17 protein-coding genes are annotated in these 19,195 nt (G+C 58.8%); 11 read left to right on the top strand and 6 right to left on the bottom strand.

Going from position 1 to position 19,195, the window contains the following annotated elements; genetic code table 11:
* Position 1: 1 nt before the first annotated feature.
* On the bottom strand, positions 2-877 hold the full coding sequence (locus tag INHI_RS0102215) for an STAS domain-containing protein (RefSeq protein ID WP_014881700.1): 876 nt from the start codon (positions 875-877) through the stop codon (positions 2-4).
* Between the two features lie 219 nt (positions 878-1,096).
* On the opposite strand from INHI_RS0102215, the gene INHI_RS0102220 reads away from it, so the two are divergent.
* From INHI_RS0102220 to INHI_RS0102235, 4 genes are all read left to right on the top strand, one after another.
* A complete protein-coding gene (locus INHI_RS0102220) occupies positions 1,097-1,594 on the top strand; it encodes an MgtC/SapB family protein (RefSeq protein ID WP_254656815.1) in 498 nt (165 codons plus the stop codon).
* 108 nt (positions 1,595-1,702) lie between these two features.
* Positions 1,703-3,043, top strand: coding sequence for a hypothetical protein (locus INHI_RS0102225; RefSeq protein ID WP_027246553.1), 1,341 nt, complete (start codon positions 1,703-1,705; stop codon positions 3,041-3,043).
* Between the two features lie 277 nt (positions 3,044-3,320).
* A complete protein-coding gene (locus INHI_RS21280; protein ID WP_254656816.1) occupies positions 3,321-3,854 on the top strand; it encodes a COG3904 family protein in 534 nt (177 codons plus the stop codon).
* A 111-nt stretch (positions 3,855-3,965) separates the two neighbouring features.
* Positions 3,966-5,114, top strand: coding sequence for a lytic murein transglycosylase (locus tag INHI_RS0102235; RefSeq protein ID WP_027246555.1), 1,149 nt, complete (start codon positions 3,966-3,968; stop codon positions 5,112-5,114).
* A gap of 96 nt (positions 5,115-5,210) precedes the next feature.
* On the opposite strand, the gene INHI_RS0102240 is transcribed toward INHI_RS0102235, so the two are convergent.
* On the bottom strand, positions 5,211-6,290 hold the full coding sequence (locus tag INHI_RS0102240) for a calcium-binding protein (protein WP_014881695.1): 1,080 nt from the start codon (positions 6,288-6,290) through the stop codon (positions 5,211-5,213).
* Positions 6,291-6,614: 324 nt separating this feature from the next.
* Here INHI_RS0102240 and INHI_RS0102245 point away from each other — a divergent pair, with 324 nt between their 5' ends.
* Positions 6,615-7,664, top strand: a complete 1,050-nt coding sequence (locus INHI_RS0102245; protein WP_027246556.1) for a DUF418 domain-containing protein — start codon at positions 6,615-6,617, stop codon at positions 7,662-7,664.
* 81 nt (positions 7,665-7,745) lie between these two features.
* On the opposite strand, the gene INHI_RS0102250 is transcribed toward INHI_RS0102245, so the two are convergent.
* Both INHI_RS0102250 and INHI_RS0102255 read right to left on the bottom strand, forming a co-directional pair.
* The gene (locus INHI_RS0102250) at positions 7,746-8,399 is read right to left on the bottom strand and encodes a hypothetical protein (RefSeq protein ID WP_027246557.1); all 654 of its coding nucleotides are present in this window, start codon (positions 8,397-8,399) and stop codon (positions 7,746-7,748) included.
* A gap of 132 nt (positions 8,400-8,531) precedes the next feature.
* Positions 8,532-9,260, bottom strand: a complete 729-nt coding sequence (locus tag INHI_RS0102255; protein ID WP_027246558.1) for a metallophosphoesterase — start codon at positions 9,258-9,260, stop codon at positions 8,532-8,534.
* 127 nt (positions 9,261-9,387) lie between these two features.
* On the opposite strand from INHI_RS0102255, the gene INHI_RS0102260 reads away from it, so the two are divergent.
* Genes INHI_RS0102260 through INHI_RS0102275 form a run of 4 tightly spaced genes read left to right on the top strand, consistent with a single transcriptional unit; the run spans position 9,388 to position 13,865 of the window.
* Positions 9,388-11,517: a YjbH domain-containing protein gene (locus tag INHI_RS0102260; RefSeq protein ID WP_027246559.1), complete on the top strand. Its 2,130-nt coding sequence runs from the start codon at positions 9,388-9,390 to the stop codon at positions 11,515-11,517.
* Positions 11,514-12,173, top strand: coding sequence for a YjbF family lipoprotein (locus INHI_RS0102265; protein ID WP_036766793.1), 660 nt, complete (start codon positions 11,514-11,516; stop codon positions 12,171-12,173). The genes INHI_RS0102260 and INHI_RS0102265 overlap by 4 nt, the downstream gene beginning before the upstream one ends.
* Positions 12,174-12,207: 34 nt before the next feature.
* Positions 12,208-13,581: a polysaccharide biosynthesis/export family protein gene (locus INHI_RS0102270; protein ID WP_027246561.1), complete on the top strand. Its 1,374-nt coding sequence runs from the start codon at positions 12,208-12,210 to the stop codon at positions 13,579-13,581.
* Positions 13,582-13,607: 26 nt separating this feature from the next.
* On the top strand, positions 13,608-13,865 hold the full coding sequence (locus tag INHI_RS0102275; RefSeq protein ID WP_027246562.1) for a hypothetical protein: 258 nt from the start codon (positions 13,608-13,610) through the stop codon (positions 13,863-13,865).
* A 27-nt stretch (positions 13,866-13,892) separates the two neighbouring features.
* On the opposite strand, the gene INHI_RS0102280 is transcribed toward INHI_RS0102275, so the two are convergent.
* Both INHI_RS0102280 and INHI_RS0102285 read right to left on the bottom strand, forming a co-directional pair.
* Positions 13,893-15,338, bottom strand: coding sequence for a UdgX family uracil-DNA binding protein (locus INHI_RS0102280; protein ID WP_027246563.1), 1,446 nt, complete (start codon positions 15,336-15,338; stop codon positions 13,893-13,895).
* A complete protein-coding gene (locus INHI_RS0102285) occupies positions 15,338-16,573 on the bottom strand; it encodes a putative DNA modification/repair radical SAM protein (protein ID WP_027246564.1) in 1,236 nt (411 codons plus the stop codon). Before INHI_RS0102285 ends, INHI_RS0102280 begins: the two co-directional genes overlap by 1 nt.
* 190 nt (positions 16,574-16,763) lie before the next feature.
* On the opposite strand from INHI_RS0102285, the gene INHI_RS0102290 reads away from it, so the two are divergent.
* Both INHI_RS0102290 and INHI_RS0102295 read left to right on the top strand, forming a co-directional pair.
* A complete protein-coding gene (locus INHI_RS0102290; protein WP_027246565.1) occupies positions 16,764-18,143 on the top strand; it encodes an NAD-dependent succinate-semialdehyde dehydrogenase in 1,380 nt (459 codons plus the stop codon).
* A 74-nt stretch (positions 18,144-18,217) separates the two neighbouring features.
* Positions 18,218-19,195: a DNA topoisomerase IB gene (locus INHI_RS0102295; protein WP_027246566.1), complete on the top strand. Its 978-nt coding sequence runs from the start codon at positions 18,218-18,220 to the stop codon at positions 19,193-19,195.

Here is a 19,195-nt window from a genome sequence, read left to right on the forward strand (position 1 = left end):
GTCAGTGATCCTTCTTCTTGGTGATTTCATAACCGACGCGGTTCAACGCATCTGCCAGACCACTGCGGATGGTAGACCGGGTTGTTACCTCGCCGACATCCACACCCAATTGCACCATCGTCTGCGCGATGGTCGGGCTGATACCGCTGATAATACACTGCGCGCCCATCAGGCGCACAGCCGCAGCCATCCGCAACATATGCTGGGCCACCTGGGTGTCTACAGTCTGCACGCCAGTCAGGTCGACGATAACCACCTCTGCCTGACGGCGCAGAATGGTTTCCAGCAGGTTTTCCATCACCTCCTGCGCGCGTGCTGAATCCATCGTACCGATCAGAGGCAGGGTCAGTACTTTGTCCCATAGCTCAACCACCGGTGTGGACAGTTCCTGCATCTGGTCACGCTGCTGTTCGATAATGCGGTCCCGTTCGGCAATAAAAACCTCTGCACAATAGACTGCAAATGCGTCGATCACCCGGCTGAAGAACCAGATTTCCTCCACCAGGTTGGTCGGGTATTTTGCCAGTTTGTCTTTGAGGCGATAGAACACTGGCGCCTTCAGCGCCAACACGAAGGAAGCCATATCGCTGGGGCTCACACCGCGTGAACTGCGTTCCTTGGTGACGTCAACCAACACGCTGCGCAAATCCACCCAAGCGTCACTGGACAAATCAAAACGATCGCCTGTCGCACCCTTTTCGATCCCAGAAATAAGCGCGCGCAACAAGCCACTGGTCTGCTCCCGCCCCTCTTTGTGACTGAAAAGATCAATCCGTTGCACACCTTCGTCGCTTTGGGTCGAAATCCAGGACGCAACAATCTCTTCGAAATCATTCTGCAAAATCGTGAGCACAGTTTCAGTGGCGGTTTCTGACATCTCTACCTCATTTGGGCTGGAGATCCGGCGTCGGGCGCGCCGGAGTGCTCTGTGGAATGATCGATTTGATAGCGCTCCGCGACCCCGACTGTAAACAGCGAGTTTTGAAATCACACATAGAGCAGTAGAAATTTTCCTTTTTTCTTGCAAGGATAGGCTACGATGGCCGTATCGCGACACTCGCTGTGCATTTCGGCTGCTCCCTTGGAAAGGTCCACGATGTCCGCATCCCAGACAGCCGCCATGATCGCCTATGACAGTTTTCTTCTGCGCTGCTGTCTCGCTGTTGCTTTGGGCCTGTTGATCGGTCTCGACCGCGAAATCAAAAAAAAGCCACTGGGCGCGCGCGCCTATATGCTGATCTGTCTTGGCTGTTGTGCGCTGACGATGCTCACTCTTAATCTTGCGGCTACTGCGCAGGAGGGAACCGCTGCCGTTGATCCATCCCGGACGATACAAGGTATCGTGGGCGGCATCGGATTTCTGGGTGCCGGGGCGATCATGTCGACTACCGAAACCGGCAAACTGCGTGGGGTTGGCAGCGGTGCAGCCATCTGGGTTGTGGGTGTGGTTGGCATTGCCGTCGGATTCGGTTTCATTGCCGAGGCCGCCTCGGTGGCCTTGCTGGCATTTCTGATCCTCACCATCGTTGATTGGGCACAACAACATAGACCGGATCTCGACAACGGCCGGGATACGTCCGACGGCGAGGATTAGTCCCAGTCCCAACGCAAATAGAGCGGCAATTCACCAGCGTTGCGACAGCAGCGATTGCATCTGCCCCTACGCGTCATATCTTGGGACGAGCAACAAGGAGCATCGCGCATGACCACCAAACCCAGCGGTCAGCACTCAGATCGTGCCCCCGGATCCGCCTCCGGGTTGAGCCGGAGCGAAGCCCGCGCCGCGCAGAACGCCCGCGATCTGGAGGACCACCTCAGCTGGCTTGATAGCATCACAGGTACTGCGCTTGGCGTTCTGGCCGTCGCCTCGGGGATCTACACGTATCTTGGCGTCTCGTCTCTGTTGGATGATACCGGCGCATTTTCGGTGATCGCAGCCTTGGCGTATTCGGTGGCCGTTTCAGTCGGGATTTTTGTGTTCTGGTCTTATATGATGCGCCTGGTACCGACCGTGCGGACAGCCGCTGCGCGCATTGGTCTTGTGCTGTCGATGGCGCTGGGATCGGTTGCGATTATCGCAATGTCGTCCTGGCTGAATGCCGCTGCCTTGGCCGGCGCTGCCGCTGTTGAACAGCATCTGGCTGTGACGGTGCAGGATTATCAGACCGCATTGGAACGCGCGGATGAAATCACCCAGAGTGGTCAGAGCCTGGCGCGGGACGTCGCACGGGTGCGACAGACCTTTGTTGACCTCTCAGAGCAGGAGGCAACCGGTCAATTATCCGGTTTCGCCGGTCAGGGCGCAGTATTCCGATTGCTGCGCCAGAAATCGGATGAGCTGGCGGCGTTGGAAACTCAGATCACCAGCCAACAACCGCTGGTGGAGGCTGCCTTTGACGAGGGTAATGTCATCCTATCGCGCATGCGGGCGCTCACTGTCGAACAAGGTCCGGTCGCCCAGCGGTCGGTCCTCTTTTCAGAAGAGGCCGTACGCCTGGCCAATGTGATCACCCAGTTGCGCCAACTGTCGGTCGCCCCACTGGTCCAAAGGGCGGCGCGCGACCTTTCCGACAGCGTCGTCACGCCAGAACTGGACGGTTCAGATGCGGCCACCCGACAAGGCCAGCAGGCCACTATCGACAGTGTTCGGCGCGTTCTGGCGCAACGCGCCGATGGGCTAGGCGCGGCGGCCAGCGCAGTGCTGAGCATGACTCCGCCACGTGATACCACCTACACTCCTGTTTCTGCTGCGGATGCTGTTATTCTCTATGCTGGCAATTTCGTGCCGTCTTGGGCAGGCGCGATTGCGATTGACCTCCTGCCGGCGGTGCTGGTGTTGATTGTCGCCATTACACAAGCGGCAATCCGCGCCGGCCGTGAAGGGGCCGCCACCGAGGACACAATGACGCTGGCGGAGCTGCGCGCCGCCGTGGCCGCCATCCGGGATATTGACACGTCTCTGGAACGCGCAGGCCCCTTCGCCGCACCCGGCAGCCAGCCGCCGGATATCGCCAGTCTGGACGATAAACGCCGTGCCGATTGATCGCGACGACCCCCAGCCGATAGCTGTCGCGCGCCGTCGAAAAAGGCCAGATACCTGGCGCGTATTGCGATGGGTATTTGCAGCGCAGCTCGGGTTTGCGGCTGTCTTGCTCGGAACGGATCTTGCAAAGCTTATTCCGCAACTGGCTTGGCCCTCTACCGCACCGGAGCTGACAGCACCGATTGGTCCTGGCGATCAGACCAGGCGATACACTCCCACACAGCTGCCAGATCGCCCGCCTGCCCCTGGCAGCCGACCATTGCCCAGCACTGAGAATATGCCCGACAGGCTGACCTTCGCCACACCTCAGTGGCAGGGCGAAACCGTGTTGACCTTGACGGGCCGGATCGCCGAGGGCGACGCGATGCGCTTTAGCGACTATCTGGAGACGCTGGAAACCCTGCCGTCACGAGCCTACCTCAACAGCCCGGGCGGCTCCGTCTCTGACGCTTTGACCATTGGTCGCGCCCTGCGCGCACGAGATATGAACACTGTGATGAGTGCCAGTGACATCTGCCTGTCCGCGTGCCCCTATATTTTGGCCGCCGGGGTCAGCAGAATTGCAGATGCAGACGCCATGATCGGCGTACATCAGCATTATTTCGGTCAGAATACCGTGCTGCCCGCCTTTGTCGCCGTAGAGCAGATCCAGCGCGGTCAGGGTGAGGTCATGAGCTATCTTCAGGAAATGGGCGTGGATCCGCTGATGATGCAACCCGCGCTGATGACCCCATCCGATGAAATCTACCTCCTGACGCCCGCCGAGCGGAGCACCTATCGCCTCACCACCACGGACGGTGATCCAGAGTAGGCGCGCTGACACCTCTCCATTATGACAGGCGAATAATCGCCAGCCAAAGCCTTGCAGCACCGCAGTGATCCGATAGGATTGTCGTGACAAAAACAAATGGCAGGCAGGCAGATGAGCATTTCACGACGCAGCTTCGGATTCGGACTGATGGCGCTTGGCCTCGGGGCCTGCAGCCAAGGGGTAACCAGGACATCGGCACCGCGCACTGTCGGCGGGTTACCGGCCGATCTGCGCCCGGTGCCAAACGCGGCCTATGATGCTTGGGTTGCCGGGTTTCGCCAACGCGCAAGCACCGCCGGGATCAACAACAGCACTCTCAATGCCGCGTTTCGTGGCGCAGGCTACCTACCGGGTGTGATCAAACGCGATCGCAATCAGACGGAGTTCAAACGCAGCCTTGAGGATTATCTCTCTATTGCCGCTTCCGACGAACGCGTCAGCAAAGGGCGCGCGGCCTATGCCCGCTATCGCGGCACTCTCAACGCGCTTGAGCAGACCTATGGTGTTGATGCCGAAATCATCACTGCAATCTGGGGTCTTGAAAGTTTTTTCGGCGAACGCCGCGGTGACGTGCCAGTCATCTCAGCCACATCGACCCTCGCTTTTGATGGCCGCCGCGGCGCCTTCTTTGAAAAGCAACTGATCGCAGCCCTTAAAATTCTGCAGAATGGCGACATTTCCGCCGCACGCATGACTGGCAGCTGGGCTGGCGCGATGGGGCATACACAGTTTATCCCTACCTCCTATCAGGCGTTTGCCGTTGATTTCACCGGCGATGGTCGTCGCGACATCTGGTCCGAAGACCCCAGCGACGCGCTGGCTTCGACCGCCGCCTATCTGGCACGCAACGGCTGGACCCGCGGGTTGCGCTGGGGTCGAGAGGTGACCGGAACAGCAGCTGTCAGTGGGACCCTTATCCAACCCCAGGCAGGCGGTCCGAAGTTTGCAGTCACAAGCAATTTCCGCGCCATCAAGCGCTATAACAACTCTGACGCCTATGCGATCGGAGTCGGTCATCTCGCGGACCGTATTGGTGGGGGCGGCCCCCTGCGCAGCAGCTTTCCGCCAGACGCAAATGGTCTGACTAAAGATGATCGTATCCTGTTGCAGAAACGCCTGACAGCGAAGGGCTTTGACACCGGCGGTGCAGATGGCGTTATCGGACCAAACAGCGAAACCGCCATCCGCGCCTATCAGCAAAGCCGTGGCCTACCTGCCACCGGAACTCCGTCACCGGCCCTGCTCCGCGAATTGGGCTAGGTACATGGGAGCGAAACGGCTGACACGTTAACTATGCGCCCCTTAAACGACCATATTAGCGGTGCATATCTATTGCACCGCTAAATCTGGCTGCGATTAGAAGATGAAGTCACCTGCATCGAGATCATTGATATCAACACCAAGCAGCGTGATCGTATTACCTAGACCATCCGCAATAATTGCGTTGCTGCCGTCCTGTGTCAGATGATTATCGCGCAAGTCACTGAGGTCAGAAATTTCTGAGACGCCCCGCAGGTCAATTTTCTCCGCATCACTGAGCGCCGCAAACCCGCGAATGGTGTCGTCGCCAAAATTACCCCGGAAAATGAAATAATCCGCCTGCGCGCCACCAACCAAACTGTCGTTACCATTTCCGCCAAACAACCTGTCGATCCCTGCTCCGCCCAGGATTGTGTCATGGCCCGAACCGCCGACCAGACGATCGTTGCCTGAACCACCATCCAAACGATCGGCCCCGCCTTCTCCATAGACCGTGTCATGGCCTTGGGCACCGATAAGGACGTCTGCCTGTCGGCCACCCTTCATGAGGTCGGAACCCCACCCCCCACGTAGCAAGTCTTCACCACTGCCGCCGAAGAGAACATCCTGACCCGATCCGCCATTGATGGTGTCATTTCCGGAACCTCCGCGAATAGTATCGTCGCCGATGTCCCCCTGCCCCGCGGCAAAAGCGTCATCTCCGTTCATCAAGCGAACGTCATCACTGCCTACGGTGCCCGCCAGTACGTCATTTCCGTCAGTACCAACCGGCGTTTCTTGGCCTGCGATATTCATGGCATCAACGACCAGCGTTCCGGTTGAAATCCCGGCAAATTCAGCCCGGAGCAAATCAAACCCTTCAGTTATGTCAGACGGTTCGATCATCGAAAGCGAATCGAGGATAGTTTGTTTTTCAGCCGCTGTAAGCTGCTCTGAAATGAATGGCGTGTTCAGCAATTCTGCAACCTGATCAACAAGGTCTTGCCAGTTGATCGACAAAATTGCCTGCTCGGCAGCGTCGATGATGGAGAGGAATTCTCCAACGGTCAGCTGTGTTACATTGCTTGCATTGAAGGCCGCGAGCAAATCGGTGTTACCACTATAGGATACCACGCCCCCGATGTATTCGAGCCACTCTTCCAGTTCCAAAATATCGTTCAATACTGCATTTGGCATTTTTACCAATCACTCCACTATCGCCAACAAAGCGCGACCCAAACCAGAAACTTCACCGTAAACCCACCATGAGTAGACGATACTTCACACGATAAGATGTTGATAAAATTTTAGTCAAGGTTCGATTGGCTGTGGGATCACTCACAGTTCCTTACACTTGCGCATTCCCTTTTTAAGGTCGTTTCGAAGGCATTGAGCACGCCCCTCAGTCGTAAGCGGGCGAATACCTCGTCTGAACAATTCGGGATTACTCTACCTATTTGGGTTGAACACAAAGCGACACAGCTCATATAGTGAACGTACGTTCATTCGCTTGGAATAGATATGACCCCCACGCCCTCACCCCGTCTGCAAGGCTTAGACCTTGCACGCTATTTCGCTTTTGTCGGAATGGTCATCGTCAATTTCAAGATCGCCATGGGTGCGGAGGGCGGCACTGGTGTTGTGGCGATTTTAAGCACCGCCCTTGAGGGGCGCGCGGCTGCATGTTTTGTCGTTCTGGCCGGGATCGGGCTTGGCCTTGCATCAAACCGGTCAACAGACAGTATCGCCGCAACGACAGTCCGGCGTGCTGCATTCCTGATGGGCCTCGGAATGGTCAACATGCTGATCTTTGATGCTGATATCCTACACTACTATGCTGTCTATTTCATGTTCGCGGCAGTCCTGCTGAGGGCGTCGACACGGCTGCTCGCTTCTCTCACAGTGATGCTAATCCTGATGTTTCCAGTGATGCTATTGATCTTCAACTACGACAGCGGCTGGGATTGGGAGCTCTATACCTATGCGGACCTCTGGACGATCAGAGGTTTTCTGCGCCACCTTCTGTTCAACGGATGGCACCCTGTTATACCTTGGCTTGCATTTCTGCTTGCCGGTATCCTCCTGTCTCGGATGCCATTGCAGAGCCGAAGATTCCAAATCGGCCTTATCCTCGCCGGCGCGGTAATTTACGCGGTGACCGAAGCAACCAGCGCAATCGCGGTTCAAAGTCTGCGTGAGATAGATCCTGAACTGGCAGACTTGGCGACAACACTGCCAATCCCGCCAATGCCATTCTACATGATCGCCGGGCTCTCCTCCGCCGGCATCGTGATCGGTGGATGCCTGTTGTTGACGCCGACGCTGCAACGGCTCGGCGTCGTGCAGGCACTGGCCCCCGCGGGCCGGCAGACCCTGACGCTTTATATTGCGCATATTCTCATCGGCATGGGTATTCTGGAAGAAATGAACATGTTGGAAGGTCAGACGCCTGAGGCTGCCGTCTCGGCAGCCCTGCTGTTCTGCATCTGCGCGACGGGATATGCGTGGACTTGGGCACGTTTTGCCAAAAACGGCCCGATCGAAATGGTCATGCGCAGGTTGGCTGGGTGATGATCCACCTTCCGCGAGGCGTTCGCGAGAGAGACCCCAGCGGAATCCCCGCCACCGGAGATAACCCTCGCTAAAATCCAGTCAGGGCTTGGCCAAAGCATCAACCAGTTCAGACTTGCACATTTCGGAACGGCCGGAAACATCGCGATCCTTCGCGCGTTGGTACAGTTCAGATTTGGATCGGGCATTCAGAGCGGCCTTACTGCCCTTGGCACGACCGTTGTCATCGGTCGATTGACGGATGGCGTTCAGCAGGTCCTCCTTGGACATCTTCGAGCGCCCGTCGATCCCCAAGTCCTGCGCCCGCTCATACAGCATATCGTAGGTCGGGCCGGTCTCCTTTATCTGCGCAACTTTGTCTTGGACGTCGTCAGGTTGATCCGAAAACTGCTCGCTCCCATCATGTGTATCGCTCTGTTTCTTCGCGGTTGAGCGCCGGTATTCGTCTTCAGTCAGAACCATCCGAACGTCCTTGGGGAGGTAGCGCTCGCCGGTGTCGCTGCTTTTGGCGCCGGATTTGGTTCCCCAATCCTCTTCACTCCATTGATTGAGATCGGTCTCTTCCTGATCGGGGCCCTTATCTGCGTAGGTCCCGCCACGTCGTTTGTACATTTGCACAGCCAGCTGGGCCTTTCGGGCGGACCATTCCCCCGGCTCACCGCCCTTATCGCTTTGCGTGATCTCTTTCTTGACCTCCTGCCAGAGCTCCGGATCATTCTTCTTGGCTGTCGTCATTGACCTCTCCTCCCGATGCCGTTGCAATCAGTAATCAACCTGGCCAAGAAAGGCGCGCGCCTCTCTCCCCACGCGGGTTTGATGAGGAACGTGCCAGCCGTCTTTCCGTTCCGCGAAATGAGCAGATCCGCATCAAGTCGAGATGAACGTAACCTGCCCGCGATCAATCTCTGCCGCCGTCAGACGGCCGGTGGCGAATGCACCGGTATCCAATGCGATCCGCCCCTCGGCGACGGTCGGCTCTTTCACGATCCAATGGCCGTGCACGACCCAGATATCATCCTCACGACGCAGGCGGCGCGTATCGGGGCGCCCCCACACCAGCGCCTGCCGAAACTGAGCTGTCAACGGCGCTTCGGGATCGGCACCTGCATGGGCCATGAAGACATTGCCAGACTGGCAACAGGCCGGCAGAGTCTCCAGCCACGTAATCATCTCGGCGCCCATCGCCGCGCGAAGTGTACGCGCAGCGCTTTCCAGGTCGGCTTCGGAGGATTGTTCCGAAACCCCACCCACACCAAAGCTCGCCAGCGTCTGCAATCCGCCATTACGCAGCCAGACCTCCGCGTTCGGGATTGGATCCGCCAGAAACTCAAGCAACATCGCCTCATGATTGCCGGTCAAGGCGGTAATATCAGGCCGTGCCATCAGTCGCTTCAACACCGCTGCACTCTGCTCTCCCCGGTCGATATAATCCCCAAGGCAGACAACAGGCAGATCAGGATCTAGTTGCGTCAGAAGTTTGGCCAGCAGGTCGTCGCAGCCATGGATATCTCCGATCACATAAAAGCGCAGCTCTGGGTTGAGAGCCACGAAATCTTGCGATTTTCCCTGAACTCCGGTAATTAACTTTTTGAACATAATCGCTGCTCCCTGGGGGCCTGACGCTGTTTCAACCGGCAAATCTGCGGGTTTAGTGTTAGGCGGGGTTGGGGGCAGTGTGAAGAAGCACCACCAAAAAAGGTGGGCACGACGAGGCTGGGTGGGAATGCGGGTACACGCAATTCTTCTGATTGGCTGTCTGAGCACGCTCAGCGGCCCGCTGGGTGCAATCCGTGCACCAGCTCAAACTCTGTCGACTTATGGAACCCCGGGATTGGTTGATATGCCAACTGCGGAGGTTCTGCCAGACGGAACGCTAGCGCTGACAACCTCGAACTTCGACAACACCAGCCGGAATACCCTGATGTTTCAGATGTTGCCGAATGTCTACGGCAGTTTTCGCTACAGTTTTTTGCGGGACTTTGATGCCGGGGTGGGCCTCAGCCGCTATGACCGCAGCTTTGACGTTCACTTTCAGCTGCGCCGGGAGACCGCAGCCGGGCCTGCCATCGCCCTTGGCCTGCGCGATTTCGGAGGCACCGGCGTTTATGCTGGCGAATACCTTGTCGCAACAAAACACGTGACACCAGATGTCACCGTCACCGGCGGGATCGGATGGGGGCGGCTGGCCGGACGCGGGGGGCAGCGCAATCCGCTGACCGCACTGAATGGGCGGTTTGATACCCGTGAAGATTCAAATGCCGGTGGCATATCGACCACAGGCCAGCTGGATTTCGGCAATTGGTTCCGGGGCGACGCTGCCCTCTTCGGTGGGCTGCGCTGGGATGTGACCCCGCAATGGTCTGTGATGGCGGAATATTCCTCCGACACCTACTCTGCAGAGGCTCAGCGCGGGCTGAGCGATGTTCGCTCCCCTTTCAATATCGGGGCATCCTATCAGTTCGACAATGGCGTGACCCTGGGCGGGTCATATCTGAATGGTTCTGCGCTTGCCCTGCAGCTGAGCTATTCGTTTGACCCGCGCCGCGCCGCAACACCCGGTGGTCAGGGCGCGGCAGCGCCCGCGCTGAAACCAGCCGAACAGGTGGCGGTGGCGAGTTGGAACCTCGCCCAGGGCGGGCCTGATGAACCACAACCTCCCCGCCTGAACGATGTGCTGAAATCCCAGCTGGAGGCAGAGGGCCTTCGGTTGATCAGTTTTGAACGCGAAGGCGCCAGCGCGCGCATCACTGTGGAGAATTTGCGCTACGGCGCGGCGGCGCAAGCGGTTGGGCGCACAACCCGCGTCATGGCCAATACTCTGCCGCGCCATTTGCAGCATTTTGAGGTGACGCTCGCTGAGAACGGGCTGCCCACAACCCGCATCAAAAGCCGGCGTAGCGACCTCTACGAACTGGAGGGTGATCTGGATGAAGCTTGGCGCAGCCTCGCCCGGACTGAGATTGAAGATGCTCCGGACCGCATCGCTGTTGATCAGGAGATAGCCGCCTTTCCCCGCTTCACCTATCGCTTTGGGCCCTATACGCAACTCTCCTTCTTTGATCCGGATGAGCCGCTGCGCTACGAGATCGGCGCGGAGCTGAAAGCCACCTACCAGCCTGCACCCGGCTGGACCTTTGCCGGTCAGTTGCGTCAGCCAGTGATTGGCAACCTTGATGCCTCGGCCCGCCCTTCGAACTCCGTCTTGCCCCGGGTCCGCTCAGACTGGGCGCGCTATGCCTCTGAATCCGACCTGCGTCTCAGCCATTTGACCGCTGACTACAGTTGGCGGCCCGGTCAGGATCTGTTTGCCCGCGTCACAGCAGGCTATCTTGAGCAGATGTTTGGCGGCATCTCAGCGGAGCTGCTCTGGTTTCCGGTTGGCAGCAGCCTCGCGCTTGGAGCGGAGCTGAATTATGCCAGACAGCGGGATTTCGATGTCCAGTTCGGGTTCCAGGACTACGACGTTATGACCGGCCATGCCTCCGTCTACTACAAAACCCGCGGCGATTATCATGTTCAGGTCGATATGGGCCGGTATCTTGCCGGCGACTGGGGCACCACGGTTACGGTTGATCGTGAGTTCAACAACGGCTTCAAAGTCGGCGCATTTGCAACGCTGACAGACGCGTCTTACGAAGAATTTGGCGAGGGTTCCTTTGACAAAGGCATTCGTGTTGAGGTGCCGGTTGCCTGGCTCACCGGAAAACCCTCCCGACGCAGTATCACACAGGTCATCCGCCCAGTTCTGCGGGATGGCGGTGCCCGCCTGAACGTACAGACACGCCTCTATGACAAGGTCCGCGACAGCCGTGGGCGGGCGCTTGCTGCACAATGGGGGCGCTACGCCAGATGATAAACGCGCGACGCCTCCACCGGATCACCCGTGCCATTGCGACCCTCGCCTACCTGAGCACTGGGGCCTGCACGAATGATGAACGCGAGATCCTGACGGCAGAGCAGTTGACACGAGGACTTTCTGAACAGACGACAGCCCGCGCCGCCATACTGGCCAACGCGGGTGCGGAGCGGATGCAGGTCCGATTTCTCAAGACCGGAAGAAGCGGTGTAATGCTGCAGGAGACCCGCCGCGCCGGACTGGTCACCTGGCTGTCTTCCGACGGGGCCAGTCTGCAAACCGATAAGGGGCTGCTGCGCGCGACCCGTGGGTTCGGGGCGGGTTTGATGGCTGTCGACCTGGAGCAATCTCATCGTCGTATTTTTGCACATGCAGAAGGCCCGGCAGAGCGATTTCACAGCTATCTGACCGGCAATGACGAGACCGAGACCCGGACTTATCACTGCGACATCAGGGATCGCGGCAACCGCACGCTGACCATTGCCGGCCAGGACATCACGACCCGCCTGATCGCCGAAAGCTGCGTCAACCCGGACCAGAGCTTTCTGAACCTCTATTGGCTACGAGCAACCGATAACAAGCTCATCCAGAGCCGCCAGTGGACCGGACCGTATCTCGGCACAATGACAACACGGCTGCAGGTGACACCATGACCCGCACCATCCCACCCCGACCGGAGGAAAGACCTTGCGCCTGATTTCCATGATCTGCTGCGCCGCCCTTGCGCTGGCAGGATGTTCAACCGTCTATCGCAGCTCTGATGTCATCCCCGGTGCAGGGGATGGCACACAGGTGCGTGTGGTGCCGCTGACTGGCGAAACCGTAACGCAAGCCAACCGGGCTGCCTACGCCCCGCAATCCCTTCCGGAGGCCTATGCCCGCACCGCCGGAACCGGCGCGGGTGTGTCTGTTCGCGGCGCGGGACGACTGCCAGAGGCGCCATCCACTCAGGAGGGCCTGCGCAATCAACGCCTTGCCCTAAAGCGTCCTCCGGCGGTTCCAGAAATGCCCTATCAGATCGGGGTTGGTGATGTCGTCATGCTGGCAACGCCCACGACACGCAACACCCTGGAAGAGCTGACCGGATTGCTGGCGGCGCAGAACAGCCGCAATGGCTATACCGTACAGGATGACGGATCGGTCAATATTCCCGATGTCGGGCGTGTGCGCATTGCGGGCCTGACGATTGAGGATGCGGAGGAATTGCTGTTCCAGAAACTGGTCGAAGCTCAGTTCGACCCGACTTTCAGCCTCGAAATCGCAGAATTCAACTCGCGCCGCGTCTCCGTTGGCGGAGCCGTTGGAAAACCCGGTGTTCTGCCGATCACCCTGACACCGCTCTACCTCAGCGAAGCGCTGGCCGCTGCGGGCAGCGTGTCCGTAGCGGATATCGACGTGAGCTCTGTCAGGATCTATCGCGACGGTGAACTCTATCAGATCCCGCTTACAGATTTCTACGCCAGCCCCGATCTACAAAACACACGCCTCATCTCCGGCGATGCCGTGTTTGTCGATACGGATTTCAATCTCAACCGCGCTGAGCGCTTCTTTGAACAACAGATACGCCTGAAGCAGACAACGATCGCTGCCCGCGCACAGGAACTGAGCGAGCTGAACACTGCGATCTCCCTGCGCCGCAGTGACTATGCAGAACAGCGCAGCACCTTTGAGGCGCGCGAGGTCCTTGGCGCGAATGACCGTGACTATGTCTATCTGACCGGCGAGGTCGATAAACAGACCCGCTATCCCCTGCCCTATGAACGCCAAGCCTCGCTGGCGGATGCGCTCTATGATGCTGGTGGTGGGATCGCGCGTGAAACCGGTGATGTTTCGCAAGTCTATGTGCTGCGCGCCTCCAGCGACCCGCGTGAATTCGGCGCGGTGACCGCCTGGCATCTGAATGCCAGCAGTGCGGCCAACCTTACACTTGCAACAAAATTCCAGTTGCGACCAGACGATGTGATCTTTGTTGCCGAAAACCCGGTCACCAAATGGGGCCGCACCCTGCGCCAGATCACGCCGTCCCTGATCACAACACCCGTCGCGGCGGCGGTAAACTGATTGGACACACGGCGAAAGGATATCTCATGCGCACGATCCTGAGCTGCGCCCTTGCCCTCCTGCTTATCGCGGGCTCCGGTCTGGCGCAGACTGCAAAGACCTCGGATGACCAATTGGACTGCGAGGATGAGCGCAACGCGGAAGAGGACGACTGTCTCTTGTTCATTGAACCGGTTGCAGGTCAATTTGCGCCAATGATAGCGCCTGCTATCGGTCTTCTGGGTCTGGCGCTGGTCGCAGGCCTCGGCTCCTCAGGCTCGACCAGCACCACAAGCACGGACTAGGGTCAGGGCCCCTAGCCGCGTCCATCTTCAAGGCTCGATCAAGGTCTCGCGCTGCACCAACCAATCTGCCGCCAACCGCAGATCTGCGCGCAGATCCTCCGTCGCACGCTCGCGCAGGTAGCGATCAGGCACCCGAAGCAGATAAGATGGATGCAAAGTGATCAAAACCGGCGTCCCGTCAACGCGGCGCTCAATCGTCCCACGCCGTTGCAGGATATCCTTGCCCGACCCAAGCAATGCCTCCGCCGCTGTCGCGCCTAGCGCAAGGATCAGCTTTGGTTGGACCAGATCCAGTTCAGCCCGGAGCCAAACCTGACAATGGTGGATCTCCGATCCGTTGGGCCGTTGATGCAGTCTCTTGCGGCCTCTGGGCATGAATTTGAAATGTTTCACCGCATTTGTGATATAGGCCGCCTCCCGCGGCAGCCCGGTCTCAGCCGCCAATTGATCAAACAGCTGCCCGGCGGGCCCCACAAATGGCCGCCCCACCAGATCCTCCTGGTCACCGGGTTGTTCGCCGACAATCATCAGATCCGCATCTGTTGGACCTTCACCGGGCACGGCCTGAGTGGCTGGACGATACAAGGGACAGCGAGTGCAGCTGTTGATCGCGGCGGGCAACTCAGCTGCCGGACCCTGCCAATAGGGGTTTGCCTCTGGCAAGCGGGCCTGCACCCGCGCAGCGCGTAACGGTGGCAAGGTTGGTGCAGCTTCCGCCATGGCGCGTGCCCGCGCCGGGGCTGTGGCGATCAACTCTGGAATGGCGGCGGCCTCCGGCATATTCTTCCAGTATTTTTTAGGCATCTCCGACTGCATGGCCTGAACCTTCAGTCGCGCCGGATTGAAGATATTGCGGAAATAGGTGATCCAGAGCTGTTCGCTGGCATCCTGCGGCAGTTCAGGCCGGGGATGGCCGGGCTCAAACCGCAACTCTCCCCCCTCAAATATCGCTGCAACATCCGGTGTCAGTATGCGCCAGTCCATATCGGCAAAGCGCCGGGCAAAGAACGTTGCTGTTGGCTCCACCGTGTGATGTGTCGGCTCGAACCACGCCGCGAAGGACCGGCGCGGCGCATCGGCATCACCCAGTTCACGAAACCGGACGAAGGCTTTCATCTTGTGTTGGCAGCGCGACACAGCTTTTTCCATCTGCCGCAGCCGGGCCAAATCCACATCACCGCGATCACTCATCAGACCACGCGCCCCCCGCAGGCGCCAGAGAAACCCATAGAGCCGGGAAAACCGGCTCGGATCACTGTGCCAGACCACCTTGTCCGCCAGGGCGACAAAGCCGCGCGGCACATGGATGTCGCCATTGGGCGGGGGTCGGGCCTGTGAGGCAAACAGATCCGGCGCCGTGCCGTCGTTGTTCCAGAGGATTGCCTCAGGCGGAATACCCTGCGCCAGAAACCCCCGCGCGGCGCAGCGCCAGGCCTCCGCTGTGCCGATCACAGGCATTTCAGCATGGTACATCAGAACAAGGCCAGCTGTTCTGGTGGCGGTGCAAACTGCGCCCGCAAATCGACGCTGTCCGTCAGCCGACCCGGTGTCCAGCCACCCGCCACGACAAAGGCCCGTGCCTTCTTCATTGAGGCCCCGATGCGCAAAAGATCTTCATATCGCAGCGACCGGTGCCGCCTGGTACTCAGGATGCGGTTCACCGTCTTCACGCCAAACCCCGGCACCCGCAACAACATCTCCCGGCTGGCACGGTTCACATCCAACGGGTACATTTCACGATGGGCCAGCGCCCAGGCTAATTTGGGGTCTATATGGAGATCCAGATTGCCATCCGGCGTCACCGAGGTGATCTCATCAAGCTGGAAATCATAAAACCGCAGTAACCAATCCGCCTGATACAAACGGTGCTCGCGCTGCAATGGCGGGGATATCAACGGCAGCTTGGCCGAGCTGTCGGGGATGGGGGAGAACGCAGAATAATAAACCCGCTTCAGTTTGTAACTGGAATAAAGCCGGGTCGACTGCCCCAGCACCATCGCATCGTTTGAGCCATCCGCCCCGATGATCATCTGCGTGGACTGCCCTGCCGGGGCAAACCGTGGCGGGCGACGGCCCGTATGGCTCCGATCCTTGGCGGCTTCCTTGCGCAAGCGCACATCACCCATTGCCTTGCGGATCTGCCCGGGGTCCTTCTCCGGCGCATGTTCGCGCACTGCCGCATCACTCGGCATCTCGACGTTGATCGACAGGCGATCCGCCAGCAGGCCTGCCTCTGCAATCAGGTCCGGGGCTGCATCCGGAATGGTCTTGAGGTGGATATAGCCGCGAAAATTCTCCTCTTGCCGCAGCTTGCGCGCGATCTGAACCATTTCCGACATCGTCGCGTCCGGGGACCGGATGATCCCTGATGACAGAAACAGACCCTCGATATAGTTGCGCCGGTAGAATTCGATGGTCAGCTTCACAACCTCGTCCACCGTAAACCGTGCGCGCGGTACATTCGAGGACACCCGATTCACACAATATGTGCAATCATAGATGCAGAAGTTGGTCATCAGGATCTTCAGCAGACTGATACAGCGCCCGTCCGGCGCATAGGCGTGGCAGATCCCCGTCCCCTCGTTTGAGCCCAACCCCTTTCCATCGCGTGAGTCGCGTTTGGTTGAGCCTGAAGACGCACAGGAGGCATCATATTTGGCAGCATCACTTAGGATGGCGAGTTTTTGATCCAGTGTCTGTCGAGTCATTTGTTCTATATATGTTCTCATCAGGTGGAAGGCAATCCGAGTTGCAACTCACCCGTCAGCCGATCCGGCAGAAGATCGGCTGCGACCTCACGTCACTGCGATTGCCGGGAACCCAAACGCCGACGCTACGTTGTGCCTGCAAGAGACAGGCAGAGGCATCCCTCTCTGCCGATAGAACGAAAGGCCAATCATGTCCGATACAGTCACAACCGTGAATCCCACCACTGGCAAGACACTCGACACCTATAACGTGCTCAGCGGCAAGGCGCTGGAAGACGCCGTGCAACGCTGCCACGATGCATTTCTGGATTGGCGGCTGACCTCGGTGGAGGATCGCGCAAACACCATCAAAGCAATTGGCGCTGCCCTGCGCGACCGCAAGGATGAGCTTGCTGAACTGATGACGAAAGAAATGGGCAAACTACTGAAGCAGAGCCACCAGGAAATCGATCTCTGCGCAGCGATCTGTGACTATAGCGCGGCCGAAGCGCCCGCTGCTTTCGCACCTGAAGAACGCGATATCGAGGGTGGCGAGAAAGGGCATATCTTCTACTCGCCCATCGGCGTTGTATATGGCATCCAGCCTTGGAACTTTCCCGCCTATCAAGTTGTCCGCTATTCGATTGCGAGCCTGATTGCTGGGAACGGCGTGCTGCTGAAACATGCCTCCAATGTGACCGGCTCGGGTCAGATGCTCCAGGAAATCTATGAGGCAGCGGGCCTCCCGAAGGGCTTGTTTCAGGCGCTGGTGATTTCCCATGATCAATCAGATACTTTGATCAGCCACGATCTGGTGCGCGGTGTTACCCTGACCGGCAGTGATGGCGCGGGCCGTAAGGTCGGTGCCAAGGCCGCAGAGGCCGTGAAGAAAACGGTTCTGGAGCTGGGGTCCAACGATGCCTACATCGTGCTGGAGGATGCCGATATCGATGCCGCCGTCCAGACCTGCGTCACTGGCCGGACCTACAACAATGGTGAGACCTGTATTGCCGCCAAGCGTTTTATCGTGGTGGATGCCATCTACAACCAGTTCCGCGACGCCTATGTCGCGGCGATGAAGCGGGTCACCCCCGGTGATCCGATGGGGGAAGATGCCGACATTGGACCGATGGCACGAAAGGATCTGCGGGACGATCTTCATCAACAAGTGAAAGACAGTCTCGAAGGTGGTGCGAAACTGCTTTGCGGTGGTGAGATGCCCGATACCGATGGGTTCTTCTACCCGGCCACCGTTCTTGAGAATGTGGCCCCCGGTCAACCGGCCTATGATGATGAGCTGTTCGGCCCAGTCGCCGCATTAATCCGCGCGCAGGATGCAGACGACGCCATGCGCATCGCCAATGACAGCCGCTTTGGCCTCGGGGGCGGCATCATGACGAAGGACACTGAGAAGGCGCTTGCCCTCGCCCGCGATTACTTCGACACCGGCATGGTATTCATCAACGGGTTTGGTCTCGCGATCCCCAATATGCCCTTTGGCGGTGTCAAAGATTCCGGTTATGGCCGGGAACACGGTGGCTTCGGCATGAAGGAATTCGTGAACGTGAAATCAGTCATGGTGATGGGCTAACCACATGAGGGCCGCCTGCCCCCAGGCGGTCCCTGGCCGCATGGCCCATCTTTGTTGAGACAGGGATCAACTTGATGAAACTGGTCTATTACACGGATGATCAGCCCGGTATTACCCGCCGCCGTCGAGGCCGCGGGTTTTCCTATTACATGCCCGACGGCAGTCATATCGGCAATGCGACGGAACGGGCCCGGCTGAATGGGTTGGGTGTCCCACCTGCATATACAGATGTCTGGTTGTGCCCATTGATCAACGGCCACCTTCAAGCCACCGGGCGCGACGCCCGCAATCGGAAACAATATCGCTATCATCCAGAATGGCAGGCGCGCCGGGCCGAACAGAAATTTGCTCATCTCGTTGCCTTCGGGGAAAGCCTACCGGCGTTGCGCCGCTGGATCGGCGACAGGCTGACCGGCACTGTGGGCGACGAAGACACCGCCATCGCAGCCGTACTCGCCCTTCTGGATCGCGGCTCTCTCAGAATTGGAAACCCCCGCTACACCGAGAAGAACGGCAGCTACGGCGCTACCACGTTGCGCCCGCGTCATGTCGTTTTTTCGGGTCAGGCGATACAGCTGACATATACGGCAAAGGGCGGCCAGACAGTGGAGAAGTCACTGCGGGGGCCTGCGCTGCAACGCATCCTCGAACGCTCACAGGATCTGGCCGGCCCCGAACTGATCTCTTGGGTCGACGACAACGATGATGTTCGTGCCGTCCGCTCGGAGCAGGTGCAGGAGGTTTTGGCCAAACTATGCGGCGATGAGGTCTCCGCCAAGACCTTGCGCACCTGGAACGGCAGCCACGCCGCATTCGCCGCCGCTCTTGATGCCCCAACCCTGACCATCACCGCGATGGCCGAGGCCGCAGCAGAACGGCTGCACAACACCCCAACCATCGCCCGTAACAGCTATATCCATCCGCAGATCATCGGATTAGCCGACCTGCCTGACCGTCAACGCGTGGCACAGCTGAGCGCGTTGCCGCAGCGACAAGTCAGCGGGCTACGTCTGGGTGAGGGCAGGTTGATCGACTTTCTGAATGCCGATTGA

The sequence above is a fragment of the Phaeobacter inhibens DSM 16374 genome (assembly GCF_000473105.1).
GTDB lineage: Bacteria > Pseudomonadota > Alphaproteobacteria > Rhodobacterales > Rhodobacteraceae > Phaeobacter > Phaeobacter inhibens.